Annotated in this window: 25 protein-coding genes, 1 tRNA gene, 1 pseudogene and 1 other annotated feature; of the genes and pseudogenes, 14 read left to right on the forward strand and 13 right to left on the reverse strand. The window is 54.4% G+C overall.

Annotated features, from left to right (window positions below; translation table 11 throughout):
- From M1136_04040 to efp, 8 genes are all read left to right on the forward strand, one after another.
- Positions 1 to 1,698 (forward strand): FAD-binding protein, encoded by a 1,698-nt coding sequence (locus M1136_04040; GenBank protein MCL5074811.1) that lies wholly within the window; start codon positions 1 to 3, stop codon positions 1,696 to 1,698.
- Complete coding sequence (locus tag M1136_04045; GenBank protein MCL5074812.1) at positions 1,698 to 2,438, forward strand: succinate dehydrogenase iron-sulfur subunit; 741 nt, start codon at positions 1,698 to 1,700, stop codon at positions 2,436 to 2,438. The genes M1136_04040 and M1136_04045 overlap by 1 nt, the downstream gene beginning before the upstream one ends.
- Complete coding sequence (locus M1136_04050; GenBank protein MCL5074813.1) at positions 2,414 to 3,610, forward strand: C39 family peptidase; 1,197 nt, start codon at positions 2,414 to 2,416, stop codon at positions 3,608 to 3,610. The genes M1136_04045 and M1136_04050 overlap by 25 nt, the downstream gene beginning before the upstream one ends.
- Positions 3,611 to 3,641: 31 nt before the next feature.
- The gene (dprA, locus tag M1136_04055) at positions 3,642 to 4,745 is read left to right on the forward strand and encodes a DNA-processing protein DprA (GenBank protein MCL5074814.1); all 1,104 of its coding nucleotides are present in this window, start codon (positions 3,642 to 3,644) and stop codon (positions 4,743 to 4,745) included.
- Positions 4,746 to 4,847: 102 nt separating this feature from the next.
- Positions 4,848 to 6,245, forward strand: a complete 1,398-nt coding sequence (locus M1136_04060; protein MCL5074815.1) for an amidohydrolase — start codon at positions 4,848 to 4,850, stop codon at positions 6,243 to 6,245.
- A gap of 199 nt (positions 6,246 to 6,444) precedes the next feature.
- Positions 6,445 to 8,583, forward strand: coding sequence for a type I DNA topoisomerase (gene topA, locus M1136_04065; protein ID MCL5074816.1), 2,139 nt, complete (start codon positions 6,445 to 6,447; stop codon positions 8,581 to 8,583).
- 34 nt (positions 8,584 to 8,617) lie between these two features.
- The gene (locus M1136_04070; protein MCL5074817.1) at positions 8,618 to 9,727 is read left to right on the forward strand and encodes an aminopeptidase P family protein; all 1,110 of its coding nucleotides are present in this window, start codon (positions 8,618 to 8,620) and stop codon (positions 9,725 to 9,727) included.
- A 29-nt stretch (positions 9,728 to 9,756) separates the two neighbouring features.
- Positions 9,757 to 10,317: an elongation factor P gene (gene efp, locus M1136_04075; protein ID MCL5074818.1), complete on the forward strand. Its 561-nt coding sequence runs from the start codon at positions 9,757 to 9,759 to the stop codon at positions 10,315 to 10,317.
- Positions 10,318 to 10,334: 17 nt separating this feature from the next.
- On the opposite strand, the gene M1136_04080 is transcribed toward efp, so the two are convergent.
- A complete protein-coding gene (locus M1136_04080; GenBank protein MCL5074819.1) occupies positions 10,335 to 11,276 on the reverse strand; it encodes a radical SAM protein in 942 nt (313 codons plus the stop codon).
- Between the two features lie 9 nt (positions 11,277 to 11,285).
- Positions 11,286 to 12,125: a hypothetical protein gene (locus M1136_04085; protein MCL5074820.1), complete on the reverse strand. Its 840-nt coding sequence runs from the start codon at positions 12,123 to 12,125 to the stop codon at positions 11,286 to 11,288.
- A 174-nt stretch (positions 12,126 to 12,299) separates the two neighbouring features.
- Between M1136_04085 and M1136_04090 the strand changes: the two genes are divergently transcribed.
- Both M1136_04090 and M1136_04095 read left to right on the forward strand, forming a co-directional pair.
- Complete coding sequence (locus M1136_04090) at positions 12,300 to 13,181, forward strand: site-specific DNA-methyltransferase (protein ID MCL5074821.1); 882 nt, start codon at positions 12,300 to 12,302, stop codon at positions 13,179 to 13,181.
- A 19-nt stretch (positions 13,182 to 13,200) separates the two neighbouring features.
- Entirely contained in the window at positions 13,201 to 15,156 is a 1,956-nt protein-coding gene (locus M1136_04095; protein ID MCL5074822.1) for a glycosyltransferase family 39 protein, read from the forward strand.
- Positions 15,157 to 15,207: 51 nt separating this feature from the next.
- On the opposite strand, the gene M1136_04100 is transcribed toward M1136_04095, so the two are convergent.
- Both M1136_04100 and M1136_04105 read right to left on the reverse strand, forming a co-directional pair.
- Positions 15,208 to 15,360 (reverse strand): DUF86 domain-containing protein, encoded by a 153-nt coding sequence (locus M1136_04100; GenBank protein ID MCL5074823.1) that lies wholly within the window; start codon positions 15,358 to 15,360, stop codon positions 15,208 to 15,210.
- A 105-nt stretch (positions 15,361 to 15,465) separates the two neighbouring features.
- A tRNA-Asp gene (locus tag M1136_04105) sits at positions 15,466 to 15,542 on the reverse strand.
- A gap of 302 nt (positions 15,543 to 15,844) precedes the next feature.
- On the opposite strand from M1136_04105, the gene fabF reads away from it, so the two are divergent.
- The 4 genes and pseudogenes from fabF (at position 15,845) to fabD (ending at position 19,972) form a co-directional block, all read left to right on the forward strand.
- Complete coding sequence (gene fabF, locus M1136_04110) at positions 15,845 to 17,083, forward strand: beta-ketoacyl-ACP synthase II (protein MCL5074824.1); 1,239 nt, start codon at positions 15,845 to 15,847, stop codon at positions 17,081 to 17,083.
- Between the two features lie 23 nt (positions 17,084 to 17,106).
- A pseudogene (locus M1136_04115) lies at positions 17,107 to 18,090 on the forward strand (ketoacyl-ACP synthase III).
- A gap of 130 nt (positions 18,091 to 18,220) precedes the next feature.
- Positions 18,221 to 18,964 (forward strand): 3-oxoacyl-[acyl-carrier-protein] reductase, encoded by a 744-nt coding sequence (fabG, locus tag M1136_04120; protein MCL5074825.1) that lies wholly within the window; start codon positions 18,221 to 18,223, stop codon positions 18,962 to 18,964.
- Between the two features lie 21 nt (positions 18,965 to 18,985).
- Positions 18,986 to 19,972 carry an ACP S-malonyltransferase gene (gene fabD / locus M1136_04125; GenBank protein ID MCL5074826.1) on the forward strand — a complete coding sequence of 329 codons (987 nt, stop codon included), beginning with the start codon at positions 18,986 to 18,988 and terminating at the stop codon, positions 19,970 to 19,972.
- On the opposite strand, the gene M1136_04130 is transcribed toward fabD, so the two are convergent.
- From M1136_04130 to rpmG, 9 genes are all read right to left on the reverse strand, one after another.
- The gene (locus tag M1136_04130) at positions 19,965 to 20,372 is read right to left on the reverse strand and encodes a hypothetical protein (protein ID MCL5074827.1); all 408 of its coding nucleotides are present in this window, start codon (positions 20,370 to 20,372) and stop codon (positions 19,965 to 19,967) included. The genes fabD and M1136_04130 overlap by 8 nt on opposite strands.
- A gap of 15 nt (positions 20,373 to 20,387) precedes the next feature.
- Positions 20,388 to 20,975: a UbiX family flavin prenyltransferase gene (locus M1136_04135; protein MCL5074828.1), complete on the reverse strand. Its 588-nt coding sequence runs from the start codon at positions 20,973 to 20,975 to the stop codon at positions 20,388 to 20,390.
- Between the two features lie 194 nt (positions 20,976 to 21,169).
- On the reverse strand, positions 21,170 to 21,559 hold the full coding sequence (rplL, locus tag M1136_04140; GenBank protein MCL5074829.1) for a 50S ribosomal protein L7/L12: 390 nt from the start codon (positions 21,557 to 21,559) through the stop codon (positions 21,170 to 21,172).
- A gap of 206 nt (positions 21,560 to 21,765) precedes the next feature.
- Entirely contained in the window at positions 21,766 to 22,302 is a 537-nt protein-coding gene (gene rplJ, locus M1136_04145) for a 50S ribosomal protein L10 (protein MCL5074830.1), read from the reverse strand.
- A gap of 12 nt (positions 22,303 to 22,314) precedes the next feature.
- Positions 22,315 to 22,470 (reverse strand) — a sequence feature (ribosomal protein L10 leader region).
- 157 nt (positions 22,471 to 22,627) lie between these two features.
- Positions 22,628 to 23,344 (reverse strand): 50S ribosomal protein L1, encoded by a 717-nt coding sequence (rplA, locus tag M1136_04150; GenBank protein MCL5074831.1) that lies wholly within the window; start codon positions 23,342 to 23,344, stop codon positions 22,628 to 22,630.
- A gap of 80 nt (positions 23,345 to 23,424) precedes the next feature.
- Complete coding sequence (gene rplK, locus M1136_04155) at positions 23,425 to 23,853, reverse strand: 50S ribosomal protein L11 (GenBank protein ID MCL5074832.1); 429 nt, start codon at positions 23,851 to 23,853, stop codon at positions 23,425 to 23,427.
- A gap of 21 nt (positions 23,854 to 23,874) precedes the next feature.
- Positions 23,875 to 24,447: a transcription termination/antitermination protein NusG gene (nusG, locus tag M1136_04160; GenBank protein MCL5074833.1), complete on the reverse strand. Its 573-nt coding sequence runs from the start codon at positions 24,445 to 24,447 to the stop codon at positions 23,875 to 23,877.
- Between the two features lie 29 nt (positions 24,448 to 24,476).
- Positions 24,477 to 24,707, reverse strand: a complete 231-nt coding sequence (gene secE, locus M1136_04165) for a preprotein translocase subunit SecE (protein ID MCL5074834.1) — start codon at positions 24,705 to 24,707, stop codon at positions 24,477 to 24,479.
- A 166-nt stretch (positions 24,708 to 24,873) separates the two neighbouring features.
- Complete coding sequence (gene rpmG, locus M1136_04170) at positions 24,874 to 25,017, reverse strand: 50S ribosomal protein L33 (protein ID MCL5074835.1); 144 nt, start codon at positions 25,015 to 25,017, stop codon at positions 24,874 to 24,876.
- Positions 25,018 to 25,025: the final 8 nt, after the last annotated feature.

Below are 25,025 nucleotides of genomic sequence, written 5' to 3' on the forward strand. Positions count from 1 at the left end.
ATGATTCGTCATCAGATTTTGGTAGTTGGTGGGGGTCTGGCTGGCTTACGAGCGGCCATAGAGGCCAGCGATAGCTTGGATGTGGCCATTTTATCCCGAGTACACCCTGTCAGGTCTCATTCTGGGGCAGCGCAAGGTGGGGTTAACGCGGCCTTAGGCAATGCCCCTGAAGGCAGGGATGATAGTTGGGAAAGGCATGCCTACGATACGATTAAAGGAAGCGACTTTTTGGCTGATCAGGACGCCGTGGAAATAATGACCAAAGACGCCCTGGCGCGTATTTACGAGATGGAGCACTGGGGGACACCTTTCAGTCGCACCAAAGAAGGGAAGATAGCCCAGCGACCCTTTGGAGGAGCTGGTTTCCCCCGTACGGCCTACGCGGCCGATAAGACTGGACATGTCCTGCTGCACACGATGTATGAACAGGTGGTAAAGAGACGGATTATCGTCTATCCAGAGTGGATGGTGCTATCTTTGGTGGTGGAAGATGGGGTATGTCGGGGTGTAATTGCCTTGCACCTTCCCACTGGAAAACTGGAGCCCTTCTTCGCTGAAGCGGTGATCTTTGGAACCGGTGGGGCGGGTCGAATCTACGCCCGTTCGACAAATGCTCTGATTAACACTGGTAGTGGCATAGCCAGTGCTTACCGAGCGGGGATACCTCTGAAAGATACGGAGTTCATTCAGTTCCACCCGACAACCCTTGTGGGGACGAATATCCTTATCACGGAGGGTGCTAGAGGCGAAGGAGGATATTTGATTAACAATATGGGTGAGCGTTTCATGCAAAACTATGCGCCAGCGGCGATGGAGCTAGCCCCCCGAGATATCGTTGCTCGCTCTATCCTGATTGAGATCAACGAGGGTCGTGGGTTCGAGGATGATTATGTGTATCTGGATCTGCGCCACTTGGGTCGAGAGAAGATTATGGAGAGGTTACCGGGCATCCGCGACCTGGCCGTCAATTTTGCCGGTGTGGATCCTATAGATCTTCCGATCCCCGTTCAACCTGGGCAGCATTACACTATGGGTGGTATTGATACAAATTATGATGGAGAAACGGCGGTCAAGGGCTTCTTTGCCGCCGGTGAATGTGCTTGTGTCAGTGTTCATGGTGCTAACCGCTTAGGGGGCAACTCCCTCCTGGAAACCATCGTCTTTGGGCAACGGGCAGGCTGGAAGGCAGCGGAATACATCCAGGGACGGGAGATGACCGAAGGTGGAGAACATTCTCTGTTGCAGGCCCTGGAAGAGACCGAGTCCAGGATAGAACGACTTCTGCAGAGCGAGGGAGACGAGGACCCACTGGTCATCCGTGAAGAGATGCAGGCGCTTATGACTGAGAAGGTAGGAATCTTCCGTGAGCGGGGGCCGCTGAGGGAGGCATATGCAAAGATAGAGGAGCTCCAGGAACGCTACCGAAGGGTTCGGTTGGCCTACAAAGGGAATAGATTCAACCTGGATCTGGTGCGTGTCTTAGAGCTGGAGGATATGCTGGCCATCGCTGAGATAGTGACGCTAGGAGCCCTGGTTCGGGAGGAGAGTCGTGGCTCTCATTATCGCCTGGATTGTCGGGAGAGGGATGACCAGAATTGGTTGAAGCATACGCTGGCCTATCATACGCCGGATGGTCCTCGCCTGGAATACGAGCCAGTGACCATTACCCGGTTCCCACCAGAGGCCAGGAGGTATTGATGGTTACGTCCCCTACAGTTGTCTTGAAAGTGTATCGCTACGATCCGGAGCGTGATAGTGAGCCTCGTTATGATACCTTCAAGGTGCCCGTTCGGGAAAGGATGACTGTTCTAGATGCCTTGTTTTACATTTTGGATAGGCTGGACAGTTCCTTAGCCTTTCGATATTCCTGTCGTGGCGCAGTGTGTGGTTCCTGTGCAATGTACATCAATGGCTCTTACCGTCTGGCTTGTGGAACACAGATAGCGGCCTTGCGCTCCCCCCAGATTAATGTCGATCCCCTGCCCAATCTAGCACCGCTCAGAGATCTGGTAGTCGATATGGATCCATTTTTCGCCAAGTACGAGTTAATTAGACCATACTTGATCAACACGATAGCTGCTTCGGAGGGAGAGCGGTTGCAAAGTCCGAGAGATAGGAAAGCCATCGATGAGATGATCGACTGTATCCTCTGTGGATCGTGTTACTCCTCATGTCCGGTAGCCTGGATGGATAAGGACTTTGTTGGCCCGGCTGCCTTTGTGAAGACCTATCGCTTCATAGCCGATTCCCGAGATGAGGGAGGCAGCGAGCGTCTCAAGATAATCGATCGGGGAGACGGCATTTGGCGGTGTCATACCGTCTTCAATTGCGCTGAGGCTTGTCCTAAGTCGATCAATCCAACCTATTCCATTCAGCAGTTGAAGAGATGCGGGGTGCTGAGGAGGCTAGGGCTTTGGCCACGTTTTATCAAGAGATAGGCCGCGTTGGTGTCGTTATCTGTGGGCCAGCTAGGGGGTTAGCCAAACAGGCTGCAGGGCGACTGTTGAGGTTATCTCTCCTTCTACTCATCATTATTTCCCTCTCTTATCCACCGGTAGCCACCGCTCAGCAAATTAGTGCCTATGATGGGGCAGCACGTGAGATCGGGGCCTCGTTCGATTGGTACCGTTATCAGGGCGAGTGGGATAGTGGACCAAACAACCGTGATAATTGCCGTGTGACGGCAGTGGCGATGGCCATTCAGTTTAGCCAGAACAACGTTTGGGTGTCCATCAGGGAGATCAGGGACTATCTCCAGCATGGGGGTCCAACAAGCATCTTCGATGCCCAGAAGGACCTGTCTCATTGGGGTATCCGCTATAAGGGCTTAGATACCATCCATGATGTGCTCGAAAGTGTCAGACGCGGCCACATCGTCATCGTGGGCATGGTTATGGGTGATATCTCTGAGGGCCCCGATTACCTGGTCGCCTACTCTGATCCTGGGCAACGTTATGATCGTTATTACTCCTATAGCGGTGGTCACGCCATTGTGGTTAAGGGCGTCTCCGCCGACGGACAATGGCTGACGGTTTATGATCCAAATGTCTGGGATGGTAATGGTATTTACTGGTATTCCGATGGGACGCCAAAGGGCAAGGATAGGTACTATAGGACGGCTGAGGTAGCCACAGCGATGCGCCATATGGGCGAATCGCCAGCCGCTTTAGAGATACTTGACGTGCCACCTAGCTTGAGCCCGGCTGTGGCGGAAACGAAGTCTCCCTCCTTGGCCGGTGGCGGCTCCTCTCAGGAGCAGGCCCCTGCTCAATTGAAGCAATCAAGTGATCTGACAGTCTGGCTTTCCGGCGGGGCGGGATGGCGCAGCGTTATTTTTTGTTTCAGTGTGACCAATCCTGGTGCTCAGTCGCTTCACTTGCGGAATATTGGGGTGGTGGGGTGGAGGCCGACAGGCCGAGAGTTCGTTGTTTGGCAGCGGAATGTTATCGTCCACCCCGGTTGGAACGAATACCTCGCCCTCCCACTGTCTATAAATGATCCGGGTAAGTGGCTGATAAAAGGGATCAGATACCAGGTGGAGGATAAGTGGTACGAATTGGCTGCAGATGGTCACCAGCAAAGTATACCCTTCTTTGTTGCTCAGGACTGATGTCGTTGAGTAGAAGGTCGCCGCAGTGCAAATAAACGAACTACCCTATTGGGTGGGATTCAATCTGGTTCCCGGTATAGGTCCGGCCAAGCTGCAACGGTTACGGGAATATTTCGGGGATTTAGAATCGGCCTGGTTGGCCAACGCTTCTGAGATGGAGCGGTCTGGCTTAGATGCTCGGGCCATCACGTCTGTCGTAAGTAAACGAAATGAGGGCGCTCTCGAGAAAGAGATGGAGAAGATCGAGGGTGCCGGCGTAACGGTGCTAACCTGGGACAGTCCTCAATATCCAGAGAGGCTACGACACATTTATTACGCGCCGCCGGTGCTGTATGTGAAGGGGACCATCCGGCCGGAGGACGAGCTATCTGTGGCTGTGGTTGGGACGCGCAAAGCAACAGCTTATGGACGGCAAGTAACAGAGGAGATCGTCGGGGAGTTGGCCAGGAGTCGAGTGACCATCGTGAGTGGCTTGGCTAGAGGGATCGATGCCTTTGCTCACCGGGTGGCCATCGAGGCCGGTGGGCGTACACTGGCCGTACTAGCCAGTGGGGTGGACATCATTTATCCCTCTGAAAACGCCAAACTGGCGCAGTCTATCGTGGAGTATGGCGCTTTGATCTCTGAATATCCACTTGGGACACGGCCGGAGGCGAGGAATTTCCCGGTGCGCAACCGCATTATTAGCGGTTTGACTCTCGGTACACTTGTGGTGGAGGCCGGACAATCCAGCGGGGCCTTAATTACGGCGGGCTTTGCCCTTGAGCAGGATAGAGATGTCTTTGCTGTGCCCGGGGGCATCTTTTGGCCAAAGAGTAGCGGGACTAACAGCCTGATCCAACAGGGGGCAAAGCTGGTCACTGCGGCCCGAGACATCCTGGAGGAGCTTAATCTGGGCATGGCTGTGCAGCAGATAGAAATGAAAGAGCTGTTGCCAGAAAATGAGGCTGAGTCTGCGCTTCTAGCCCTTCTGTCAACGCAACCGGTACACATCGATGAGTTGGGAAGGAACAGTGGTTTACCGATGCCCACTGTTAGTAGCACGCTAGCGATGATGGAGCTGAAGGGAATGGTGAGGCAGATTGGAGGCATGCACTATATTAGAGAGAGTCGTGCTGACTATGCCTCGTTCTGAGATATAGAGACTGTTCCTCAAGAAATGCGGAATTTACAAGACTTGAGGCTAAAAAGGTTTACGCTTTTTGTGTGACCTGATACCTCTGAGGAAGGTTGACTTATGCTGCTCATTACCAACGTGATCGCGGTGACGGTTGACGCGCGGCGGCGCATTATTATCGATGCGGCTATCGCCGTGGATGGCGACCGGATCGCCGCCATTGGCAAAGCTGCTGAGATTGAACCTCGCTATCCGAATGTTGAGCGGCTCGACGGCTGCGGGATGCTCGCGCTGCCTGGTCTGATCGACGCGCACGCGCACTCGCCTCAAGCGCTCCTGCGCAGCGTCGCCGACGATGTGCCCTGGCGTCCGTTTCTTGAAGACTTCATCTGGCCGCTGCAAGGCTGCTATACTCCAGAAGACGCCCTAATTAGCATGAAGTTGTGCCTGCTGGAGATGCTGAAGTCCGGCACGACGTGCTTCGTAGACCCGCTCATCCACAGCCGTTATGACTTCGATGGGCTGGCGCAGGCTGTGAACGATATGGGCATGCGCGCAGTAATGGCAAAAATGGTAATGGATCAGGCCGGGTTGGCGCAGCAGGCCGGCGTGATCAACGCGGGCATGCTCGAAACTGAGGAACAGTCCCTAGCCGAGGCCGAACGTGCGATCCGAACCTGGCATGGCGCGGCCGGCGGCCGGATACAGGTGTGGTACGGGCCGCGTGTGCCGCGCGAGCCTGCCGTCGCCTGCTCGCCGGATTTCTATCGCAGGGTCTCCAGACTGGCGAAGGATCACGACGTTGGCATCACCGTCCACCTCGCTGGTGAGAAAGACGATCTGGCCTTCTTCCAGCGCGGGTATGGCGCGCGGCCGGTCGAGTTCGCCCGGCGTTACGGGTTGGTCGGGCCCAACGTGCTCATTGCCATGGGCTGCTGGATATCCGAGGAGGAGATTCCGATCCTGGCTGAGAGTGGCACGAAGATCGCTCACTGCCCGTCGGCAAATATGAAAATGGCCTCCGGCATCGCCAAAGTGCTGCAGATGCGCGCGGCCGGCGTGACCGTGGGCCTGGGTTGTGACTCTGGCGCGAACAACAACTGCTTCGACATGATCCGCGAAATGAAAGCTGCCTCCCTCTTGCACAACATTGCAACCATGGACGCGCGTGCGCTGACAGCGGAAGATGCGGTGGAGATGGCGACGATCGAGGGCGCGCGGGCGATCGGATGCGAGGCCGACCTCGGTTCATTGGAAGTCGGCAAGCAAGCCGACGTAATCCTCGTCAACCTGCGTCAGCCGCACGCCACGCCCCGCTTCGATCCCATCGCCAACCTGGTTTACGCCGCCCATGGCGGTGATGTAGATACGGTCATCGTCGCCGGGAGGGTATTGATGCGAAACCGCCAAGTGCTTGTCACAGACGAAGCGGCGATATTGGACGAGGCCGAGGCGCGTGGCCGGGCATTGCTCGAACGCAGCGGCATCCGTGTGGCCCCTGATTGGCCTCTTGAGTGATGTCCTAACAATGCTACATTCGGCAGTTCACAGTGCGCTACGCAGCGCGGCAGAGTGGCGCACCGGAGCACACCGCCCCGCCGCGTGCTCCACTACGAGTACGTTCGTCGAGGGTGCCACGTTGCACGAATTGTGTATCAGTTTGGCTCTCGATCTGTGTGTTATAATTTGGTGTTAACAGTTGGAGGTAAGAATCTTAGTGGCGAAGAAATTGGTGATAGTTGAATCACCGGCCAAGGCACGTACGATCGGTCGGTTCCTTGGCAGTGAATACACCGTCAGGGCTTCAATTGGGCATATTCGCGATCTGCCCTCGAATAGACTTGGGGTAGACATTGATAACGGTTTTACGCCCCACTATGTTGTGCCTGAGAAGAAAAAACAGGTGGTCCAGGAGCTGAAGGGGTATGTTAGGGAGGCATCGGATGTCTATTTGGCTACAGACCCTGACCGCGAGGGCGAGGCTATCTCCTGGCATTTAGTCAATGCCCTCAGGATACAGGATAAAGCGATTCATCGGGTGGAGTTTCACGAAATAACCGCTGAAGCGATCACGGCTGCTTTCGCTTATCCACGTGAGATCAATATGCAACTGGTGGATGCCCAGCAGGCACGACGAATCCTTGACCGACTTGTTGGCTACAAGCTTAGTCCATTGCTCCGTCGCAAGGTGATGAAAAAAGGGCTTTCAGCCGGGCGGGTACAGTCGGTGGCTTTACGTCTAATCGTTGAGCGAGAACGTGAGATTGAATCCTTCGTACCGCAGGAATACTGGAGCATCGAGGCCGAGCTAGCTAAACGCCGAGAGGATAAGCGGCGAGGCAAGCGAGAGCGGTTCAAGGCGAGCTTGCAGCAGATTGATGGACATAAGATAGAGATCAAGAATGAGGCCGAAGCAAAAGCTATCCTATCTGACCTGGAAGGCGCCAGCTATATCGTAGCTGAGGTCAGGAAGAAAGATGTACAGCGAAATCCGGCGCCACCCTTCACCACCAGTACGATGCAACAGGAAGCATCCAGGAAACTCGGCTTCACGGCCAAGAAGACGATGGCCGTAGCCCAGCAGCTCTATGAGGGTTTGCCGATCGGCGCAGAGGGCAATGTCGGGTTGATCACCTATATGCGCACGGATTCAACTAATATTGCTCCCTCGGCCATAGCTGAAGCAAGGTCGTATATCACTGAGCATTTTGGTCAGAACTATGTGCCGTCTAAGCCACGGTTCTTCCGTGGTAAGGTAAAAGGAGCTCAGGAAGCACACGAGGGGATACGCCCGACGTCCATCGCTCGTTCTCCTGAGGCTATAAAGCCGTATCTGTCTTCAGATCAGTATAAATTGTATCGACTAATCTGGCAGCGTATGGTGGCTAGTCAGATGGCCGCCGCAGTTATGGAGAGCACCTCCATTGATATACAGGCGAGCAATGGATCGCATGATAGGCGTTATCTATTTCGAGCCACTGGCTCAGTAGTCAAATTTCCTGGCTTCACTGTCCTTTATATGGAAGCCCGCGATGAGGATAAAGCCGAGAACGAGCAAAAGGCGTTGCCCCCTTTAGCTAAGGGTGAACTGCTCGACTTGCTGGCGCTCTTACCGGAACAACATTTTACCCAGCCGCCACCACGCTATACAGAGGCTACCCTGGTTAAGGCCTTAGAGGAGTATGGCATAGGCCGTCCTAGCACTTATGCGCCTATTCTGTCCACCATTCAGGAACGTGGTTACGTGGAGCGCATCGATAAGCGTCTAAACCCAACATCCATCGGCTTTATCGTTAACGATCTCCTGGTGGGTCACTTTCCGGAGATCATCAATGTCAGTTTTACTGCCCAGATGGAGGCCCAGCTCGATGAGATTGCCCAGGGGGCGCGCCAGTGGGTGCACATGATTCGCCAATTTTATACTCCTTTTGAAGCACTGCTCCAAAGGGCAGAGCAACGGATGGAGCGGGTGGAGCTGATGGCCGAGCCCACTGGTGAGATTTGTGAGAAGTGTGGTGGCTCGATGGTCATCAAGTATGGGCGCTTCGGCAAGTTCATCGGCTGCGCGAACTATCCTCGGTGTCGCAATGCCAAGCCATTGGCGGTCAAGATTGGGGTCAAATGCCCTGAGTGTGGCGCTGACCTGGTGGAAAAGAAGACGCGGCGCAAGCGTACCTTTTATGGCTGTTCCAGGTACCCTCAGTGCTCATTTGGGGCCTGGAATAAGCCCTTACCAGATCCATGTCCGCAATGTGGTGGACTGCTAACGCTTGCCGGTAAGGATGGTATTCGGTGTCTTAAGTGTGGCTATGTAACTGCTGGGCTTCCTGAGGCGGAGCCCATCGTAGTGGGCTAAAGCTCTGTTTGGCCAGTGGATGCGAGGTTTATCTTTGGATAGGTCGATTATCGAGCGTAGGTTGGCGCTGCTGCGCCGCAAGCTGGTGGAGAACGATCTCGAGGCCATACTGGTCTCACAGCCAGAGAATAGATATTACTTGAGTGGCTTTGCTGCTCGTGAATTAGAAGCCGGCAGTTTGGCGGGTTGGCTGTTGCTTACTGGGGCTGAAGCGTTACTATTGACAGGGTTTAATTATTACCAGGCGGCCTGCCATCAGGTGGAGGGGTTCGGAGTGGTCATGGTGCCCTCTCAGCTCTTGCCGGGGGTACCCGCCTTGGTGCAGGAGCAGGGCGTGCGACGACTGGGGTTCGAAAGCGGTTATCTCACTGTCAAGCAACATAAGGATCTGGAGGCCAGCCTATCAGAGCGCTGTGACCTGATTCCTACCACCAACTTTGTAGAAGAGCTCAGGATGTTTAAGGATTCAGAAGAGATACTTGCCATCAAACAGGCGGCATCTATCGCTGATGCAGCCCTCCAACACCTCATCAGTTTCATCAAGCCGGGGATGACGGAGCAGCAGGCAGCGTGGGAGCTAGAAAAGTTTGTGCGCGAGAATGGGGGCGATGATTGCTCTTTCCAACCCATCGTCTCGGCTGGGCCGGGCTCGGCTGTTCCCCATGCTACACCATCAGACAGAGCTATGCAAAGTGGTGAACCTACCTTCGTTGATATTGGGGCCAGGGTTAACGGTTATTGTTCCGATCTGACCCGTTCTTTTTGTCTGGGCAAGGCCGAGGCGCAGTTCAAGGATATTTACGACCTGGTTCAACAAGCGCAGGCCAATGCTTTGCAGGGGATGCGGCCCGGCTTGACCGGGAAGCAGGTGGATAATTTGGCCCGTTCCCTGATCGATGAGGCTGGCTACGGGGCTGAGTTCGGGCACGGTCTGGGGCACGGCGTTGGACTGGCCATACATGAGGCGCCCACCCTGGGGAAAGAGAGCGGCGATGTTCTACAATCAGGGATGGTTGTTACTGTAGAACCGGGCGTCTATCTCCCGGGTTGGGGTGGTGTTCGCTTGGAGGATCTTGTGCTTATAAAAGAGGACGGTGTGGAGATTTTGACGGCTGCCCCTAATCTGATGGTTGTGGAGACATAGATAGTAGGGAAATTGGAGGGGGTGAGAGGATGATTGATGCGGGTGAGCTTAGGAAGGGTATCACCATAGAGTTAGAGGGTCAGCTATTCAATATCGCTGACTATCAGCATATTAAGATGGGGAGAGGCGGTGCGCTCGTGCGCTTGAAGTTAAGAAACCTTCGCTCTGGCTACACAGCCGAGCGCACGTTCCCGGCCAGCGAGAGATTTAAGAGGGTTTTTCTAGATCGACACCGCGTCCAGTTCATTTATCATGACGATGCGAATTACTATTTTATGGACGTGGATACATTCGAGCAGACAGGCTTGCCCAGGGGACAGTTAGGCGATGATGTGGGCTTCTTGAAGGAAGGACTCGTCGTTGATCTGTTGACCTATAATGAGGCGCCGATAAGCATCGAGCTGCCAGTGACTGTTGATTTACAGGTGGTTGAAACTGAACCTGGCGTGAGGGGTGACACAGCCTCTGGTGGTAGCAAGCCGGCTACGTTGGAGACGGGACGGCGTATTCAGGTACCCCTTTTTGTCAACATTGGGGATGTGGTCCGGGTGGATACCCGAAGCGGTGCCTATCTCGAGCGGGTGTCTTAACCACTACTCTGGCCGATTCAGAAAAGGGCCCAGCTTCTCCGCGCATCTAATCGCCTCAGTCCATATTGCAGGGCTAACTGTACTGCTTGCCTATATTCTTCGCTCGTTAGGTGTCGGTTCAACTGGGGGTATTCGTGGGCTCTGTAACAGGGCCTATATTGGTCCATAAGGTTCAGGTAGGTGTTTTTGGAGATCTCCTCGGCTAGGAAGCAGACTATCTCGGATGTGCCGGCGAGCCCATTCGGCAGCACCAAATGGCGGACAAGTAATCCCCGTACCGCGATGCCCTGATCGTCTATGACCAAATCCCCTACCTGGCGATGCATCTCCTTTACGACCAACCTGTTCACGGTCGGGTAGTGTTTTATTCCGGAGAGCCTCTCAGCGATGGCTGGATCACTGTATTTCATATCCGGCATATAGATATCGACGATCCCTTCGAGCAGGCGTAACGTGGGAATGGCGTCGTAGCCGCCCGTGTTGTACACGAGGGGTAGGTGCAGTCCGTTCTCGACGGCGATCTGGAGGGCGGAGAGGATCTGCGGAACGACGTGGGTCGGGCTCACCAGGTTGATATTATGGCAACCCATATATTGAAGCTGCAACATCATCGCCGCTAGCTGTTCATCGCTTACCTCTACCCCATCACCGAGATGACTGATCTCATAGTTTTGACAGTAAATGCAGGCCAGATTGCAATGGGTGAAGAAAATGGTACCTGATCCACGGCTGCCAACGAGCGGAGGCTCTTCCCCGAAGTGAGGATGAAAACTACAAACGACAGCCCATCGTCCGGTGCGGCATTTACCCAACTCACCCGCCAGGCGAGCGGATTTACAAACCCTGGCGCAGACGTAGCAACGCCCCAGCATAGCTACCGCCTGGCGGACACGCTTTTGAAGCTCGCCGCTGGCAGCTAATTTCAAGTATGATGGTGCTGGTCTATCCTGTTGACTCATGAAAAATATTTATTCTTCCGGTGCCTCTGGTTTGAGTATTCCCTCCTGTGGCCTGCCTGAAATTGGGGGGATAAGGACATCACCGAGGCGAGTCCGACCTAGAGGACGTCCCAGTCCCTTGATGACTGTGTGGAACGAGGCAACCCGTGCTTCAGCCTCCTGGGCATTCATTCCGGGTGTCATTTCCAGGATCACTCCTTCGATGCCCAGGTCTCGTAATTGTACCAGGTCATCCGGCTGCAAGACGCCTTGGCTGGAAACAAGGACTGGTTTGCGGATGACGTCACAAACCTGCCGATAGCGTATTAAGTCTTGCACTATTAGGATAGGAGGCCGATTCTGTCCTTCGTTTACATTTAGCTGCAAGGCATCTATCGGCAGATCATTGAGGGTGGCCAGCAGACGTGGATCATGGGATAGGTCGATCGAAAGCACCTTACCGATATGAGACAGGCGCAGGATGGCGGCAGCCTGATTGGCCCGGAAACAAACGAAGTCCAAGCCCAGAGTACCAAGTCGCTCCACCTTGGAAGCGTCTATTAGCGTATCCTCCAGGGTGACCCCGCAGGGACGGTCGCCTGCGATCTCTAACAGAGAGTGGAAGGCTTGACTTTCTATAGTCGAGTCCTCCTTCCCAGGCAATTGGCCAGGGCAGATCAGGGCGTCAGCCCCAGCCTGTAAGACGGCTTGGGCCAGCTCCGCTGCGGTGCTTCGGAGACTGGCGAGTAAGATTATGGCAGGTAGCTGTACCTCTGTGGCGGGGGTGAGCCCTATGCGACGTGAGACGCCACGTGAAACCTGATGTAGCTTTTCCACAAGCTGACTTTTTGTCATTTCTCTTTTATCCATCAGACACCCCATCTGAACGATAGAGCTACGGATCGCTCAAAACGTTTTTTATTGAGACCGGCCGTCTCTTAAGGTAGAGCCCGATGAAAGATTATAGTGCAAAAGTTTGACAATAATTATATCATGTAGGGGATGAACACGTGGCATAGGGTTATATTCGGCAATTGCCGGAACATGTCAGAGATCCCAGATGGCTCTATTCATCTGGTGGTTACTTCACCGCCTTATTATAATGCCCCCTTTGATTACCCCTATCTTTTTTGTGACTATGACGAATTCTTGGGGATGCTCGGTGCCCTCTCTGAGGAGATCTATCGAGTGCTTGTCCCAGGAAGGATCGTTTGCTTTGTGACTGATGATATGCTTGTAGATGGGGAGAGGTATCCGATTGTAGCCGATACGATTAGGATAATGCGGAATAACGGTTTTCGTTACCGGGATAAGATCGTTTGGCGAAAGCCGGAAGGATACGTAAGGATCAGCCATAGAAGTGGTGTGGCTCTTCGTCATCCCTACCCCATGTATTTCTACCTGGATAATATCCAGGAGAGCATCTTGATCTTTCAAAAGGGCCGGTTTGATTACAGCTATGTGCGTCAGCTGGACCCCAAGGTGAAAGAGTCTTCCCGAATCGATCTCGCGATATACCAAGCGCAGAAGTGGTACCTTAGTGTTTGGGACATCACCAATGTTTTGCCTCGGGAAGGGAGGATAGAGAAAGGCATCGCCGCCTTTCCGGAGGAGATTCCGGAGCGGTTGATAAGGCTCTTTACCTTCATGGGTGAGACGGTGTTAGACCCATTTTTAGGCTCAGGAACTACGGCGAAGGTGGCCAGGGCGTTAGGACGGAATAGCTATGGTTACGAGATCGACTCCGAGCTTTTTGAGGTTATTGAACGAAAGCTGGCTTATCAGCCAGGTTCGCCTACAGAAGATGAAGTGGAGCTCATTATTAGAGAGGATGCCCGTCGTTTGAGGAGTCGACTGCAAGAGCGAATTGCGACCCAAAAAGGGAGAATGAAGCGACCCAGGAAGAGGCGAACAGAGCCCCTCTAGAGCAGGAGGTGATGGCGGAGTGGTATCGCGGAGCAGAAATGGTTTGCGGTGCGGGTTGAGGGCCTCGCGCAACAGCCTCCTCGTCTGCCTGTTGTTGCTGCTAGCCCTTTTCCTGCGGCTTTTCCGGCTTGACTTTCAGAGCCTCCGGGGTGACGAGTCCTTCAGTGTGCTCTTCTCGGCCCAGTCCCTGGGGCAGATCACAGGGGCATTGCTCAGCGGGGAGCCCCACCCTCCCCTCTATTACTTCGCCTTACACTTCTGGATGGAGCTTGCAGGAAACAGCGAGTTTGCGGTCCGTTTCCTCTCGGTATTCTTTGATGTGCTTGCGGTCCCCCTGCTTTACAGCCTGGGGAGGGCCCTTTTGGGGGAGAGGGTGGGCCTGGTCGCTGCGGGGATCCTGGCCATTAATCCCTTCCACCTCTGGAATGCCCAGGACGCCCGCATGTATACCGCCTACTCCACCTTGGGGCTGGCAGCCACTGTAGTATGCGTGAGAGCCCTCGGTTGGGGTATGCCCTCTGCCACTGCCCATCTCCCCAGGTGGACCCTTCTAGCCTCATATGTGGGCCTTGCAACACTGGTCCTTTATACCCATTACTATGCTGTCCTCGTGATCCTGTTTCATAATCTCCTGGCCCTCCTGCGCTTACGCCGGGACCTGCCTGCCCTCTCGCTCTGGCTGGCAGCCCAGGGGGCCATCGCCATCTTTTACTTGCCCTGGCTAGTGGCATCCGTTCCGGTCATATGGAGCTATGGGGGAACGGGCGATTCCCCAGAATTCATCTCAATGTTGCAGCGGCTGTTGAGCGTCTTCAGCCTCGGACGGATGGCTGAGGAGGGCTTAGCCACGGGGTTTGCCTGGGGCTTCGGCCTGCTTTTCGTAATTGGATTCTGGAGGGCTGCCATGGGCAGGGCGCCCTCTCTTGCGGCGGCGGCTCTCTACCTGGCCGTGCCCATCCTGGGTGTTTTCCTCGCCTCCCGCCTGAAGCCAGTCTTTAACGAGACTTACCTCCTGGTGGCTACTCCAGCCTACTACCTTATCCTGGGCTGTGCGTTGGCCGGGGGCTTACGCTCGAGGGCCTGGCCCTTTGTGGGATTGGCCTTTGTTGCTGTCGCCAGTGGCATCTCTGTCCATAATCTCTTTTACGACGAGGCCTTCGCCAAAAGTCCCGACTGGCGCTCTGCGGCCGAGTATCTCGTCTCCCACTTCCAAGAAGGGGATGCCATCATCCTCAACTACCCCGACCCGAGCCTGGTCTACTACTGGAAGACTCACGGCCGGGAGGGCGATATCACGGTGCTCCCTTCCAGGTGGCCAGTAGATGAGCTGGCGACAGATGAGGAGCTAGTTACCCTGATAGGAGGAAGGAAGCGGGTATGGCTGGTGCCGGTGAGGACGCTGAGCTGGGATGCCGGTGGCCTGGTCGAGGGCTGGCTGGACCACCGAATTTTGAAGGTCGGCGAGGCCGCCTTCCGTGGGCTGCGCCTGGACCTCTACGAAACCCCTGTCAGCCTCCTCTCCCACAGTCAGCACCCCCTTTGGATTGTCCTCGGCGGCCAAGTCATTTTGAGAGGTTTCGATATAGGCCAAGGGGCGCATGGGCTGGCGGCCGGAGAGGAATTGGCTATAAGTCCTGGAGAGCCCATCCCCCTGACCATATACTGGCAGGCTGTCCAAAGGATGGAGGACGATTACAAGGTCTTCACCCACCTCGAAGATGGCTCGGGGCGCATCTGGGCGCAGAAAGACGCTGTGCCGGTGGATTGGGCTTATCCTACCCGGCGCTGGCACCCGGGTGAGGTGGTGATGGACAGGTATATTATTCCCACGTGGCCCGATACGCCAGCGGGGGAGTATGAACTGAAGGTCGGGATGTATGATCCCATAAGCGGGCAGCGCCTGCCCCTCCTGGATAGTAAAGGGTCGCCGACGGCTGACAGTATCACCCTGGTCATAGTCAACGTACGTCGCTGAGAAAGCCCCTTTGGGGAAGACCGGCTGAAGACACTCGCCTTTCGCTAGGCTTCAACCGCCAGAGTATTCCTCTGCAAGGATCTTGGCGGCGACTTTTTGTCGCAAGTCAGGAGCATCTTGCGTTGCCGCCACCCAGACGATGGACCAATCCACAGCGAAGTACTCGTGAACGGCAATGTTGCGAAACCCAATGATGTCGCCCACTCAACCGCCCTGAAATCCAGAGCGGTGTTCATACCTCTGTTCCGTCAGTCTCCATGCTTTGTAGAAACCGATGACGGTAGAAACCGATGACGGGCTGTTTAGTATTGGCGGAAGCGACGGGATTCGAACCCGCGATCTCAGCCTTGACAGGGCTGCATGTTAGGCCGCTACACCACGCCTCCTCTTTCACCACAGGGAACAGATGGCTGTCTTTGTCGTTTTGCACACGCCTGGTTGTCAAATAGGCCGGCGGGCCATCCTGGCCCTCTGCACGCATTATAGCAAAGCCAACCGATGGTTGCAACTATGCTTGCAATCATCATCCCCGTAACCTATACTCATTGCGTAAAAGGATGGATGCATCAAATAACACCTGAGGGAGAAGTTCGGCCACCTTTAGCCGATCAAGGGGGCGTATCCTTTGGCCAACTCTGGTGTTATTTTTAATAGATATCTTGGATAACTCGCTTGGGAGGTACGGGATTTGGCCACACGTGTGGTAGTTACTGGGTTGGGGGCGGTGACCCCTGTTGGTGATGACGTCGAACAGACCTGGGCTGCACTGATCAACGGGAAATCTGGTGTGGCCAGAATTACTCTCTTTGACCCATCCCCGTTCAGCGTGCAGATCGCTGGTGAGGTCAAAGGGTTTGATCCCACAAACTACATCGAACCTAAAGAGGCCAGGCGGATGGACCGCTGTGTGCAGTTCGCCGTCGTAGCCACCCAGGAGGCGCTTAAAGACGCCGGATTGACTATTGATCCCAGTAATAGCGAAAATATTGGTGTCATCATTGGCACCGCAGTCGGTGGTATACGTACCCTGCTTGAACAGCAGAAGGTCTTGGAGGAGCGAGGGCCAACACGTGTCAGCCCCTTCTTCCTGCCAATGATGATCCCTGATACGCCGGCTGGGCAGGTAGCCATCTCGATGGGGATAAAGGGGCCGAACCTGGCCGTCGTTTCGGCCTGTGCTACCGGAGGAAATGCCATCGGTGAGGCTACAGAATTGATCAAGCGTGGCGATGCCGATGTGGTCGTCACAGGTGGTACTGATGCGGCTCTTGTCCCTCTCGTGTTGGCCGGATTCATCGTCATGCGCGCTTTAGCCGCTGACAACGATGCTCCTGAGACAGCTTCTCGCCCATTCGATCTCACTCGATCTGGCTTCGTTATGTCGGAGGGGGCGACTATTCTCATCCTGGAGAGACTGGAACACGCTCGGGCCCGAGAGGCCCGCATTTACGCTGAAGTGATCGGCTATGGCTCTACAGCTGATGCTTACCATCTGGCCGCCCCGGCTGAGAGGGGTGAGGGTGCGGCACGGGCTATGCAAATGGCCTTGCGTAAGGCGGGTATAAGACCCGAGGAGGTCGATTATATCAACGCTCACGGAACCAGCACCCCCCTAAATGATAAACTGGAAACAGTGGCGATAAAAACAATCTTTGGTGAACACGCCTATCGCCTGGCAGTGAGTTCTACCAAATCGATGGTTGGGCATATGATGGGTGCTGCCGGGGCGGTCGAGGGTATGGCTTGTGTCTTGGCTATTCGTGACCAAATTATTCCACCGACGATGAATTACCGGAACCCCGATCCTGAATGCGATTTAGACTATGTTCCGAATGTCGCCCGCCCAGCCAAAATAAATGTAGCCCTATCAAACTCGATGGGATTGGGTGGACATAACTCATGCGTCATCTTCCGCAAGTTCGAATAGGCTAGTAAGCGGGAGGATAACGATTGAAAAGCTACGCCCAGATCGTGAGTTGGGGCAGATACGTCCCCTCTAAAGTGTTAACCAACGCCGATCTGGAAAAGATGGTCGATACGTCTGACGACTGGATCCTCTCCCGTACAGGCATCGTCGAGCGTCATATTGCTGACGATAAGGAGAGCACCTCTACCCTGTCTATCAAGGCTGCCCGTGCGGCTATTGAGATGGCCGATATTCATCCCTCTAAGATTGAACTTGTGATCGTCGCCACTGTTACCCCAGACTATCTCTTTCCGGCTACCTCCTGCCTGGTACAGGACGCTCTGGGGGCAACCCAGGCCGGAGCGCTTGACCTTAATGCTGGCTGTAGCGGATTCGTCTATGGCTTGGGCATGGCCGGCGGATTGATTGCTGCCGGCCAATATAACAATATCTTGGTCATCGGGGCGGATACGCTCTCCCGTATCGTGGACTGGACCGATCGTAATACCTGTGTTCTGTTCGGCGATGGGGCTGGCGCTGTTCTCCTACAAGCGACAGATTTGCCCACTGGTGTACTCTCCTCTGTGCTCGGTTCTGATGGCTCAGGTGGTAGTCTGCTCCAGGTTCCGGCTGGAGGGAGTCGCCATCCAGCGAGCCAGGAGACTGTGCAGAATCGTTTGCATTATATGAAAATGGCTGGTAATGAGGTCTTCAAGTTCGCCGTTAACGCTATGTGCAAATCAGCCCTACAAGCCATTAAGGATGCCGGACTCTCTCCAGACGACATCGATCTTCTTATTCCCCATCAGGCTAACGCACGCATCATCCAGAGCGCGGCCAAGATGCTTAAGATACCGGGCGAAAAGGTCTATGTTAACGTTGATCGTTATGGCAATACCTCGGCTGCCTCGATCCCTATCGCCCTTTGCGATGCTATCAGTGAACAGCGTGTGAAGACCGGTGATCATCTTCTTCTTGTTGGCTTCGGTGCTGGGCTTACTTGGGCTGCGGCTGTGGTGCGGTGGGGCGTGTCGCCGCTCGTACCCACATTGCCTTGGTGGAAAACGGTACAATACAGGTATTGGGATGAAGTGTCCAGCGCTCGCTCACGCTTGCGTCGTGTGCTACGTAGGATCAGTCTATTAGGAAGGTGAATGGATGGGGTATGAAGGGAAAGTAGCTCTAATTACTGGCGCCTCCCGCGGCATAGGTCGCGCTATCGCCTTGAAACTGGCCAGCCTTGGAACCAAGATCGGCCTCAATTATCATTTAAGCGAGTCGGCAGCTAAAGAGGTGGCGGGGAGTATCGCGGCAGAAGGGGGCGAAGTGATCCTTTTACAAGGAGATGTCAGCCGGGCTGAGGAGGTTGAACGCCTAACGAATAGACTTTTAGAAAAGTGGGGCACTATGCATATCCTGGTGAATAACGCGGGCATCATCAGCGATGCCTTACTTATGCGCATGAGTGAGGAAGATTGGGATTCGGTCCTCAGTACTAACTTACGAGGGGCCTTTTTATGCACCAGGGCTGTTCTTCGCCCTATGCTGAAGCAGCGCTGGGGACGCATTATTAATATCTCTTCTGTAGCTGGGTTAAAAGGCAATCCGGGCCAAGCCAACTACGCTGCAGCCAAGGCCGGTCTCATTGGACTAACCAAGACAACGGCCAGGGAGGTCGCTTCGCGCAATATCACCGTCAACGCCATCGCCCCTGGATTCATAGTGACCGATATTACCAGCGCCCTGCCCGATAAGGTGAAGGAGAGCATCCTCAGCCAAATACCCTTGCAGCGCTTCGGTGCTCCGCAAGAGGTGGCCGAGGCCGTAGCCTTCCTCGCTTCTGAGGCTGCAGGCTATATCACTGGGCAGGTCCTTAATGTTGACGGTGGCCTGGCTATGTAGGAACTGACGGAGGTAATGCGTATGGGACTGACCGACAGGATTAAAATGAACGTCGCCTTCATTTTCCCAGGACAAGGTTCACAACGGGTGGGGATGGGTAAAGACCTTTATGAGTCCTCTCCGGCAGCAAGAAGCATCTTCCAGCAGGCTGAGGAGATCCTTGGTATTGCCTTGTCCAAGCTTTGCTTCGAGGGTCCAGAGGAGGTTCTCAACGATACAATCAATACCCAGCCGGCGGTGTTCACCGCCAGCATCGCTTGTCTGGCCGCTTTGCGCGAGCGCCTGGGGTCGTTCAGCGAGCGTTTGACTCCTCTTTTTGTCGCCGGACATAGCCTCGGGGAGTACTCTGCTCTGGTAGCTGCCGGCTCACTCGATTTTGGGGATGCTTTGCGCCTGGTACGGGAAAGGGGACGCCTGATGAAGGAATCGGGAGAGGAGAAGCCAGGGGGGATGGCCGCGGTCGTCGGTCTGGATAATGGGATAGTAGATGAACTTTGTCGGGCAGCTAGCACAAAAGGAGTGATCTGTACAGCCAACTACAATTCGCCCGGGCAGACCGTGATTTCGGGTGAGCTGGCTGCCCTAAGAGAGGCGATGCAACTGGCTCTGGCGCGTGGTGCTCGCAAGGTCGTCTGTTTGGCCATCAGCATCGCTGCTCATTCCCCGCTGATGCGCCGTGCCTCCGACCAGTTTGCCGAAGCGATCTCTCGGCTGCGCTTCCGCGAGGCAGAAATACCGATCGTAGCCAATATCACGGGCAAAGCCATAACGAATGTGGAAGATATCCAGCGCGAACTGCGCGAACAGATCTGCTATTCTGTTCAATGGACAAGGTCAGTAGCTGAGATGCTCAATGCCGGTGTCTCCACTTTCATTGAGGTTGGACCTGGACAGGTCCTCTCTGGTTTAGTTAAGCGGATCAGCAAGGATACGGAGTCCTTGAGCCTTAATGATCTCAAGAGCATAGAGGCCTTTAGCAATCGGATCAAGCAGCAGGGCTTTATCTAGTTCTCTGGACCTCGCCGAGTAACGCCTCTGCTGCTTCCTTACTATGGTGAATCAAGGTCTGAATCTCCGATGCTGAAGCCCTTTCGACGTGTAGACCGGCCACAACCACAACGACCTGGTTCAGTCTGGCTGCAAGGCTCTCTGAAATGGGCTTAACGATCTCGTCCTCTTTGTGTCCTATCACGGTTAGCACCGACGCTGTGGCGCTCATCCTGGCCGGATCGGCCAGGCTAGGGCGAGGGATGGCCAGGGCCACAGCGCCAATATGAGGATGCTCACCACCCAGAATATGGACTATTAAGCCATTCGCCGTGCGAATGGCTGTTGCCCGCACCTGCAGGCGTCCCTCCCCTACCGAGGTCGTGAAGATATGTTCTTCCTCTTGCATACCTGATTCCACAGCAGATATCCAGAACTAGGAGGGCTGCTCGTTGCGCCAGCGCTTATAAAGTGCATGCTCTATCCGCAAGGCATCGAGTACCTTACCGACAACGTGCCTGACCATATCCTCGATGGTCTGGGGCAGCATATAGAAGCCGGGCATGGCTGGAATGATGATCGCCCCTGCTCTGGCCAGGCAGAGCATATTCTCCAGATGAATAATGCTTAGGGGCATCTCCCGTGGAACGACGATCAAGCTGCGGCGCTCCTTTAGAGTCACATCAGCGGCCCGCGTCAGAAGGTTATCGGAATAGCCATGGCTTATTGCCGCTAGAGTCCGCATACTGCACGGGATGATCACCATACCATCGGTATGAAAGGAGCCACTACTGATGGGGGCTTCCAAATCCCTTATATCGTACCAATAGGTTGCCAGTCCCCTGATCTCTTCCTGCGTCGTCCCGGTTTCATACTCCAGGATTCCTTGTCCAACCTCAGATACGATAAGGTGCGTCTCGATCTTCTTGTCCTGTAGGATAGTGAGCAGAGTCTTGCCGTAGACTGCCCCGCTAGCTCCGGAGATGGCCACAATGAGTCTTTTTCTCTCAGGTTTGCTGGTCATTCCCTCGCCTCGCTGCTTGGCCTCAAACCGTTAATGGTTTCTGCCAAGGTACTTTTCCAATCCACGGGAATATCCTCCCTGTGGGCTGGGTTATGCCTAGCCATCACAATTAGATAAGAAGGGCAAAGGACTTGTCTTCCCTTTTGCGGTGCTCGCCCCAGGAATATGGGGCGAGCACCCGAGTGGTGGTGAAACTACTTCACCTCGACAACTGCACCCGCTGCTTCAAGTTTGCTCTTCAGCGTCTCAGCCTCTTGCTTGTTCACGCCCTCCTTCACTGGTTTGGGTGCAGCCTCCACGAGATCCTTGGCTTCTTTCAGCCCCAGGGCGGGATTTATTTCCCGCACCGCTTTAATCACGTTGATCTTATTGGGCCCGATCTCCTTGAGGATGACAGTGAATTCTACTTGTTCCTCTACTGGGGGAGCCGTGGGGGCCGCAGCGGCCGCGGGCCCCACTGTGGCTGCGGCTGTAGCCACAGGAGCAGCGGTCACCCCAAACCTTTGTTCCAGTGCCTTCACCAATTCGGAGAGCTCAAGGACGGTCATCTGCTCGATGGCCTGGATTACTTCTTCCTTAGTCATATGTTGTTACCTCCCTCTGTGGCGCCAATGGCGCCATTATTTATCGCCATAAACTCTATGTTTGGGAATGCTCTCTATCCCCCCTTCTCCTGCGAAGCGGGAGAAGGGGGGATAGAGGCTAGGTCGAAGACTCTTTGAGGCGGAGCCCTAGCCTTCTTCAAAGGACTCCCAGAAGGGGGATTGGCCCCCTTCTGGGCTATCCCTTTTTAGCTACCAGACGAAAGCTGACTCACTCGGGCTTGAAGCACATACATCAGGCCACGTATGGTCCCGCTGAGTACGTTCACCAGCCCGGTTAATGGAGCCTGCATCCCAGCTAACACCTGAGCCAGTAACACCTCTCGTGGAGGAAGAGTGGCCAAGACCTCAACCGCGCTTGGGTCAATCACCCTGCCACCCAGTAAAGCGCCCTTGATAGTGAATGTCTTGTAATTCCGAGCACAATCCAGGAGCACCTTAGCTGGTTCAACTATATCCTTGTAGCTGAAAGCGATGGCTGTAGGCCCCATCAGCAACGTGTCCAGATCAGCCACGCCAGCCCTTTCAGCTGCAAAACGGGTCAGTGTATTTTTGGTCACTTGATACTCGACGCCTAAGCGATGGAGCTTGCGGCGCAAGTCATTCATCTCAGCTACACTCAGACCACGGTAATCTGTAAGGAATGCCGCCGTGCTACGAGTTATTTTCTCTGTCAGATCCTTGACTACCTCGCTTTTTAGCTCACGCTTTTTGACCGTAGCCATATTGTCCACTCCCCTCTTAACAAAAAACCTCGTTGCCATAGAGCACGAGGTTTTGGAAATCAATGATCAGCTCACGCTGATGACGGATAACCATTGATGGCCTCGGCAGGACTGTGATTAAGTGCTCTAAGGCACACCTGCTGTCTATGGCTTCTTTATTTATTCTGAAAGTGTTGAATGTCTCCCCAAATCCACTGAAGGCGGATTCAAGGTTGTCCTTCCTGCGGAAGGAGGGCACATCCCCAGATCCGCCGCAGGCGGACTGTGCCCCCTTGGAACCCCTGTTATTCGGCAGTTTCTAATCTGGAATATCCTCTCCCCCCGCCTAGGCCACTGCAGCCAAAGCAATCAGTTTAGAGAGATCAATCTTGATTCCAGGGCCCATCGTCGTTGTCAAGGTTGCGCTCCTAATGTATTGCCCTTTTGCTCCGCTTGGCCTTGCCTTCTGCAAGGCGTCGATAACAGCCCCGATATTCTCCAGTAATTTCTCCGGGGGGAAACTGACCTTGCCTGCTGGCACATGGATGAGGGCCGTCTTATCCAGTTTAAACTCCACACGGCCTTTCCGGGTGTCGCTGATTACCCTGGGCAAGTCTGCTTGGGCAGCAATAGTGCCCGATTTTGGGTTAGGCATCAAGCCGCGACGTCCCAGCAGCTTACCCAGTCGACCGATCTTACTCATCAAATCCGGTGTGGCGATGGCTATGTCGAAATCAAACCAACCCTCCTCGATCCGCTTGACCAGTTCATCACTCCCTATATGGTCCGCACCGGCTTCCTCGGCTATCTTAGCCGCTTCACCTTGAGCGAAGACGAGCACTCGTACCTGCTTGCCCAAGCCGTTTGGTAAGAAGACGATACCACGCACTTGCTGGTCGGCATGCCTTGGGTCTACCCCCATTCGCAGATGCAGCTCCACCGTAGCATCGAAGTTGACGTACGATGTCCGTTTCGCCAGCTCTACAGCTTCTGCTGGTGTATAGGCTTTACCTGGTTCGATTAATTTCGCTACCTCGATATATTTCTTGCCCCGTTTGGCCATGCTATTCCTCCCTGTGGTTCTAGCGGGATTAACCCTCCCACTGATACAAGCGAGACGTGAAAACGCCAATCAGATGATTTTTATTTTTCCACGATCTCAATGCCCATGCTGCGGGCGGTGCCTTCTATTATTCGCTCTGCTGCCACCAGATCATTAGCATTGAGATCCCTCATTTTTAGCTCGGCAATCTCCCGAATTTTCTGGCGTGATACTGTTCCCACTTTGGTAAGATTGGGCGCACCGGAACCCTTCTCAACACCGGCTGCCCGTCTCAGTAGATCAGCAGCAGGCGGCGTTTTCGTTACAAAGCTAAAAGAGCGATCCTCAAAGATGGTTATCTCAGCTGGGATGATCGTCCCAGACTGAGCCGCCGTGCGCTCATTATAGTCCTTACAGAAGGCCATTATGTTGATCCCGTGTTGTCCCAAGGCCGGTCCCACCGGTGGGGCCGGGGTAGCCTTGCCGGCTGGAATCTGTAGCTTAACTATCGCCTTAACTTTCTTTGCCATTTTTCTCCTAGAGTTGCGTTCCTAAAGCCTCTCCACCTGTAGGAGATCGAGCTCAACGGGGGTCTCTCGACCAAAGAAGGAGACAAGGACGCGGAGCTTACCTTTCTCTTGGTTAACGTCATCCACTACGCCGACGAAATCGACGAAAGGACCGTCGATGATGTGTACACGCTGTCCTCGATTAAAGCTGATCTTAACTCGTGGTGCCTCTGCCCGCATCTGTTTTAGAATATCCTCTGCCTCTTCGTCCCGCAGAGGAATCGGCTTGTTACCAGACCCCACAAACCCGATTATGCCAGGCGTATTGCGCACGACATACCAGGAGCTCTCGGTCATTATCATCTTAACGAGCACGTAGCCAGGGAACACCTTGCGTTGTACGGTACGCCGTTGCCCGTTCCGAATCTCGATCTCGTCCTCCATAGGGATGACCACTTGAAAGACCTTATCGGCCATATCCATAGAAGCGATGCGGTGCTCAAGATTCGTCTTCACCTTATTCTCGTAACCTGAGTAGGTGTGGATGACATACCACCGTGCTGATTCCCCTTCCGCCTGACGTTCTTGTGCCTCTTCCCTCAACTGCTGTTCCATAAATCTCTGGATTATTAGTCCATTCCTCCTTAAGATCCAGTGAACAATAATTCGAATATCTTCTTAAGAACGTAATCAACACCGCCCAAGAAGAGGCCAACAGCGATGGAGATGGCGATCACGATGATCGTCAAGTTGGTAGCCTCATCACGCGTCGGCCAGGCGATCTTCCGAAGCTCTGCTCTTGTCTCCCGGATAACTCTCTTGAAACGATTTTCCACCGCTACGGTCGCCTTGGTCGGTTTCACCTTCGTTGCCAATGGCTGGTCCTCCTCTGGGGTGCCTTATCTCTCCGCTTTGTCCCCTCACCTTTCATACTCAGAAGGTTAACAGACGATAATTGTCTGGGGTAGGCCTTATGTTCCTCGTGCTCTTATTGGGGAGAGGATGGCACCTACATCACCCATTTTCCCTCTGCAAGAGTTCTCATCTTGTTTCTCTATGCACTGTATGAACCCGGCAACGTGGGCAATACTTCCTCAACGCCAGACGGTCCGGATCATTCTTCTTATTCTTGGTCGTTGTATAGTTGCGTTCCTTACATTGAGAGCAAGCCAGGGCGATGATTATCCTGACTT

The sequence above is a fragment of the Chloroflexota bacterium genome, assembly GCA_023475225.1.
Taxonomy (GTDB): Bacteria; Chloroflexota; UBA6077; order FW602-bin22; family JAMCVK01; genus JAMCVK01.

What these genes read in the sequence shown, in the direction of transcription:
- M1136_04080 (MCL5074819.1), bottom strand. Translation starts at nt 11,276, where the DNA reads ATGAGTCAACAGGATAGACCAGCACCATCATACTTGAAATTAGCTGCC.
- M1136_04045 (MCL5074812.1), top strand. Translation starts at nt 1,698, where the DNA reads ATGGTTACGTCCCCTACAGTTGTCTTGAAAGTGTATCGCTACGATCCG.
- nusG (MCL5074833.1), bottom strand. Translation starts at nt 24,447, where the DNA reads ATGGAACAGCAGTTGAGGGAAGAGGCACAAGAACGTCAGGCGGAAGGG.
- fabD (MCL5074826.1), top strand. Translation starts at nt 18,986, where the DNA reads ATGGGACTGACCGACAGGATTAAAATGAACGTCGCCTTCATTTTCCCA.
- M1136_04085 (MCL5074820.1), bottom strand. Translation starts at nt 12,125, where the DNA reads ATGGATAAAAGAGAAATGACAAAAAGTCAGCTTGTGGAAAAGCTACAT.
- M1136_04135 (MCL5074828.1), bottom strand. Translation starts at nt 20,975, where the DNA reads ATGACCAGCAAACCTGAGAGAAAAAGACTCATTGTGGCCATCTCCGGA.
- rplL (MCL5074829.1), bottom strand. Translation starts at nt 21,559, where the DNA reads ATGACTAAGGAAGAAGTAATCCAGGCCATCGAGCAGATGACCGTCCTT.
- rplK (MCL5074832.1), bottom strand. Translation starts at nt 23,853, where the DNA reads ATGGCAAAGAAAGTTAAGGCGATAGTTAAGCTACAGATTCCAGCCGGC.
- rplA (MCL5074831.1), bottom strand. Translation starts at nt 23,344, where the DNA reads ATGGCCAAACGGGGCAAGAAATATATCGAGGTAGCGAAATTAATCGAA.
- M1136_04090 (MCL5074821.1), top strand. Translation starts at nt 12,300, where the DNA reads ATGTCAGAGATCCCAGATGGCTCTATTCATCTGGTGGTTACTTCACCG.
- rplJ (MCL5074830.1), bottom strand. Translation starts at nt 22,302, where the DNA reads ATGGCTACGGTCAAAAAGCGTGAGCTAAAAAGCGAGGTAGTCAAGGAT.
- M1136_04060 (MCL5074815.1), top strand. Translation starts at nt 4,848, where the DNA reads ATGCTGCTCATTACCAACGTGATCGCGGTGACGGTTGACGCGCGGCGG.
- efp (MCL5074818.1), top strand. Translation starts at nt 9,757, where the DNA reads ATGATTGATGCGGGTGAGCTTAGGAAGGGTATCACCATAGAGTTAGAG.
- M1136_04040 (MCL5074811.1), top strand. Translation starts at nt 1, where the DNA reads ATGATTCGTCATCAGATTTTGGTAGTTGGTGGGGGTCTGGCTGGCTTA.
- fabG (MCL5074825.1), top strand. Translation starts at nt 18,221, where the DNA reads ATGGGGTATGAAGGGAAAGTAGCTCTAATTACTGGCGCCTCCCGCGGC.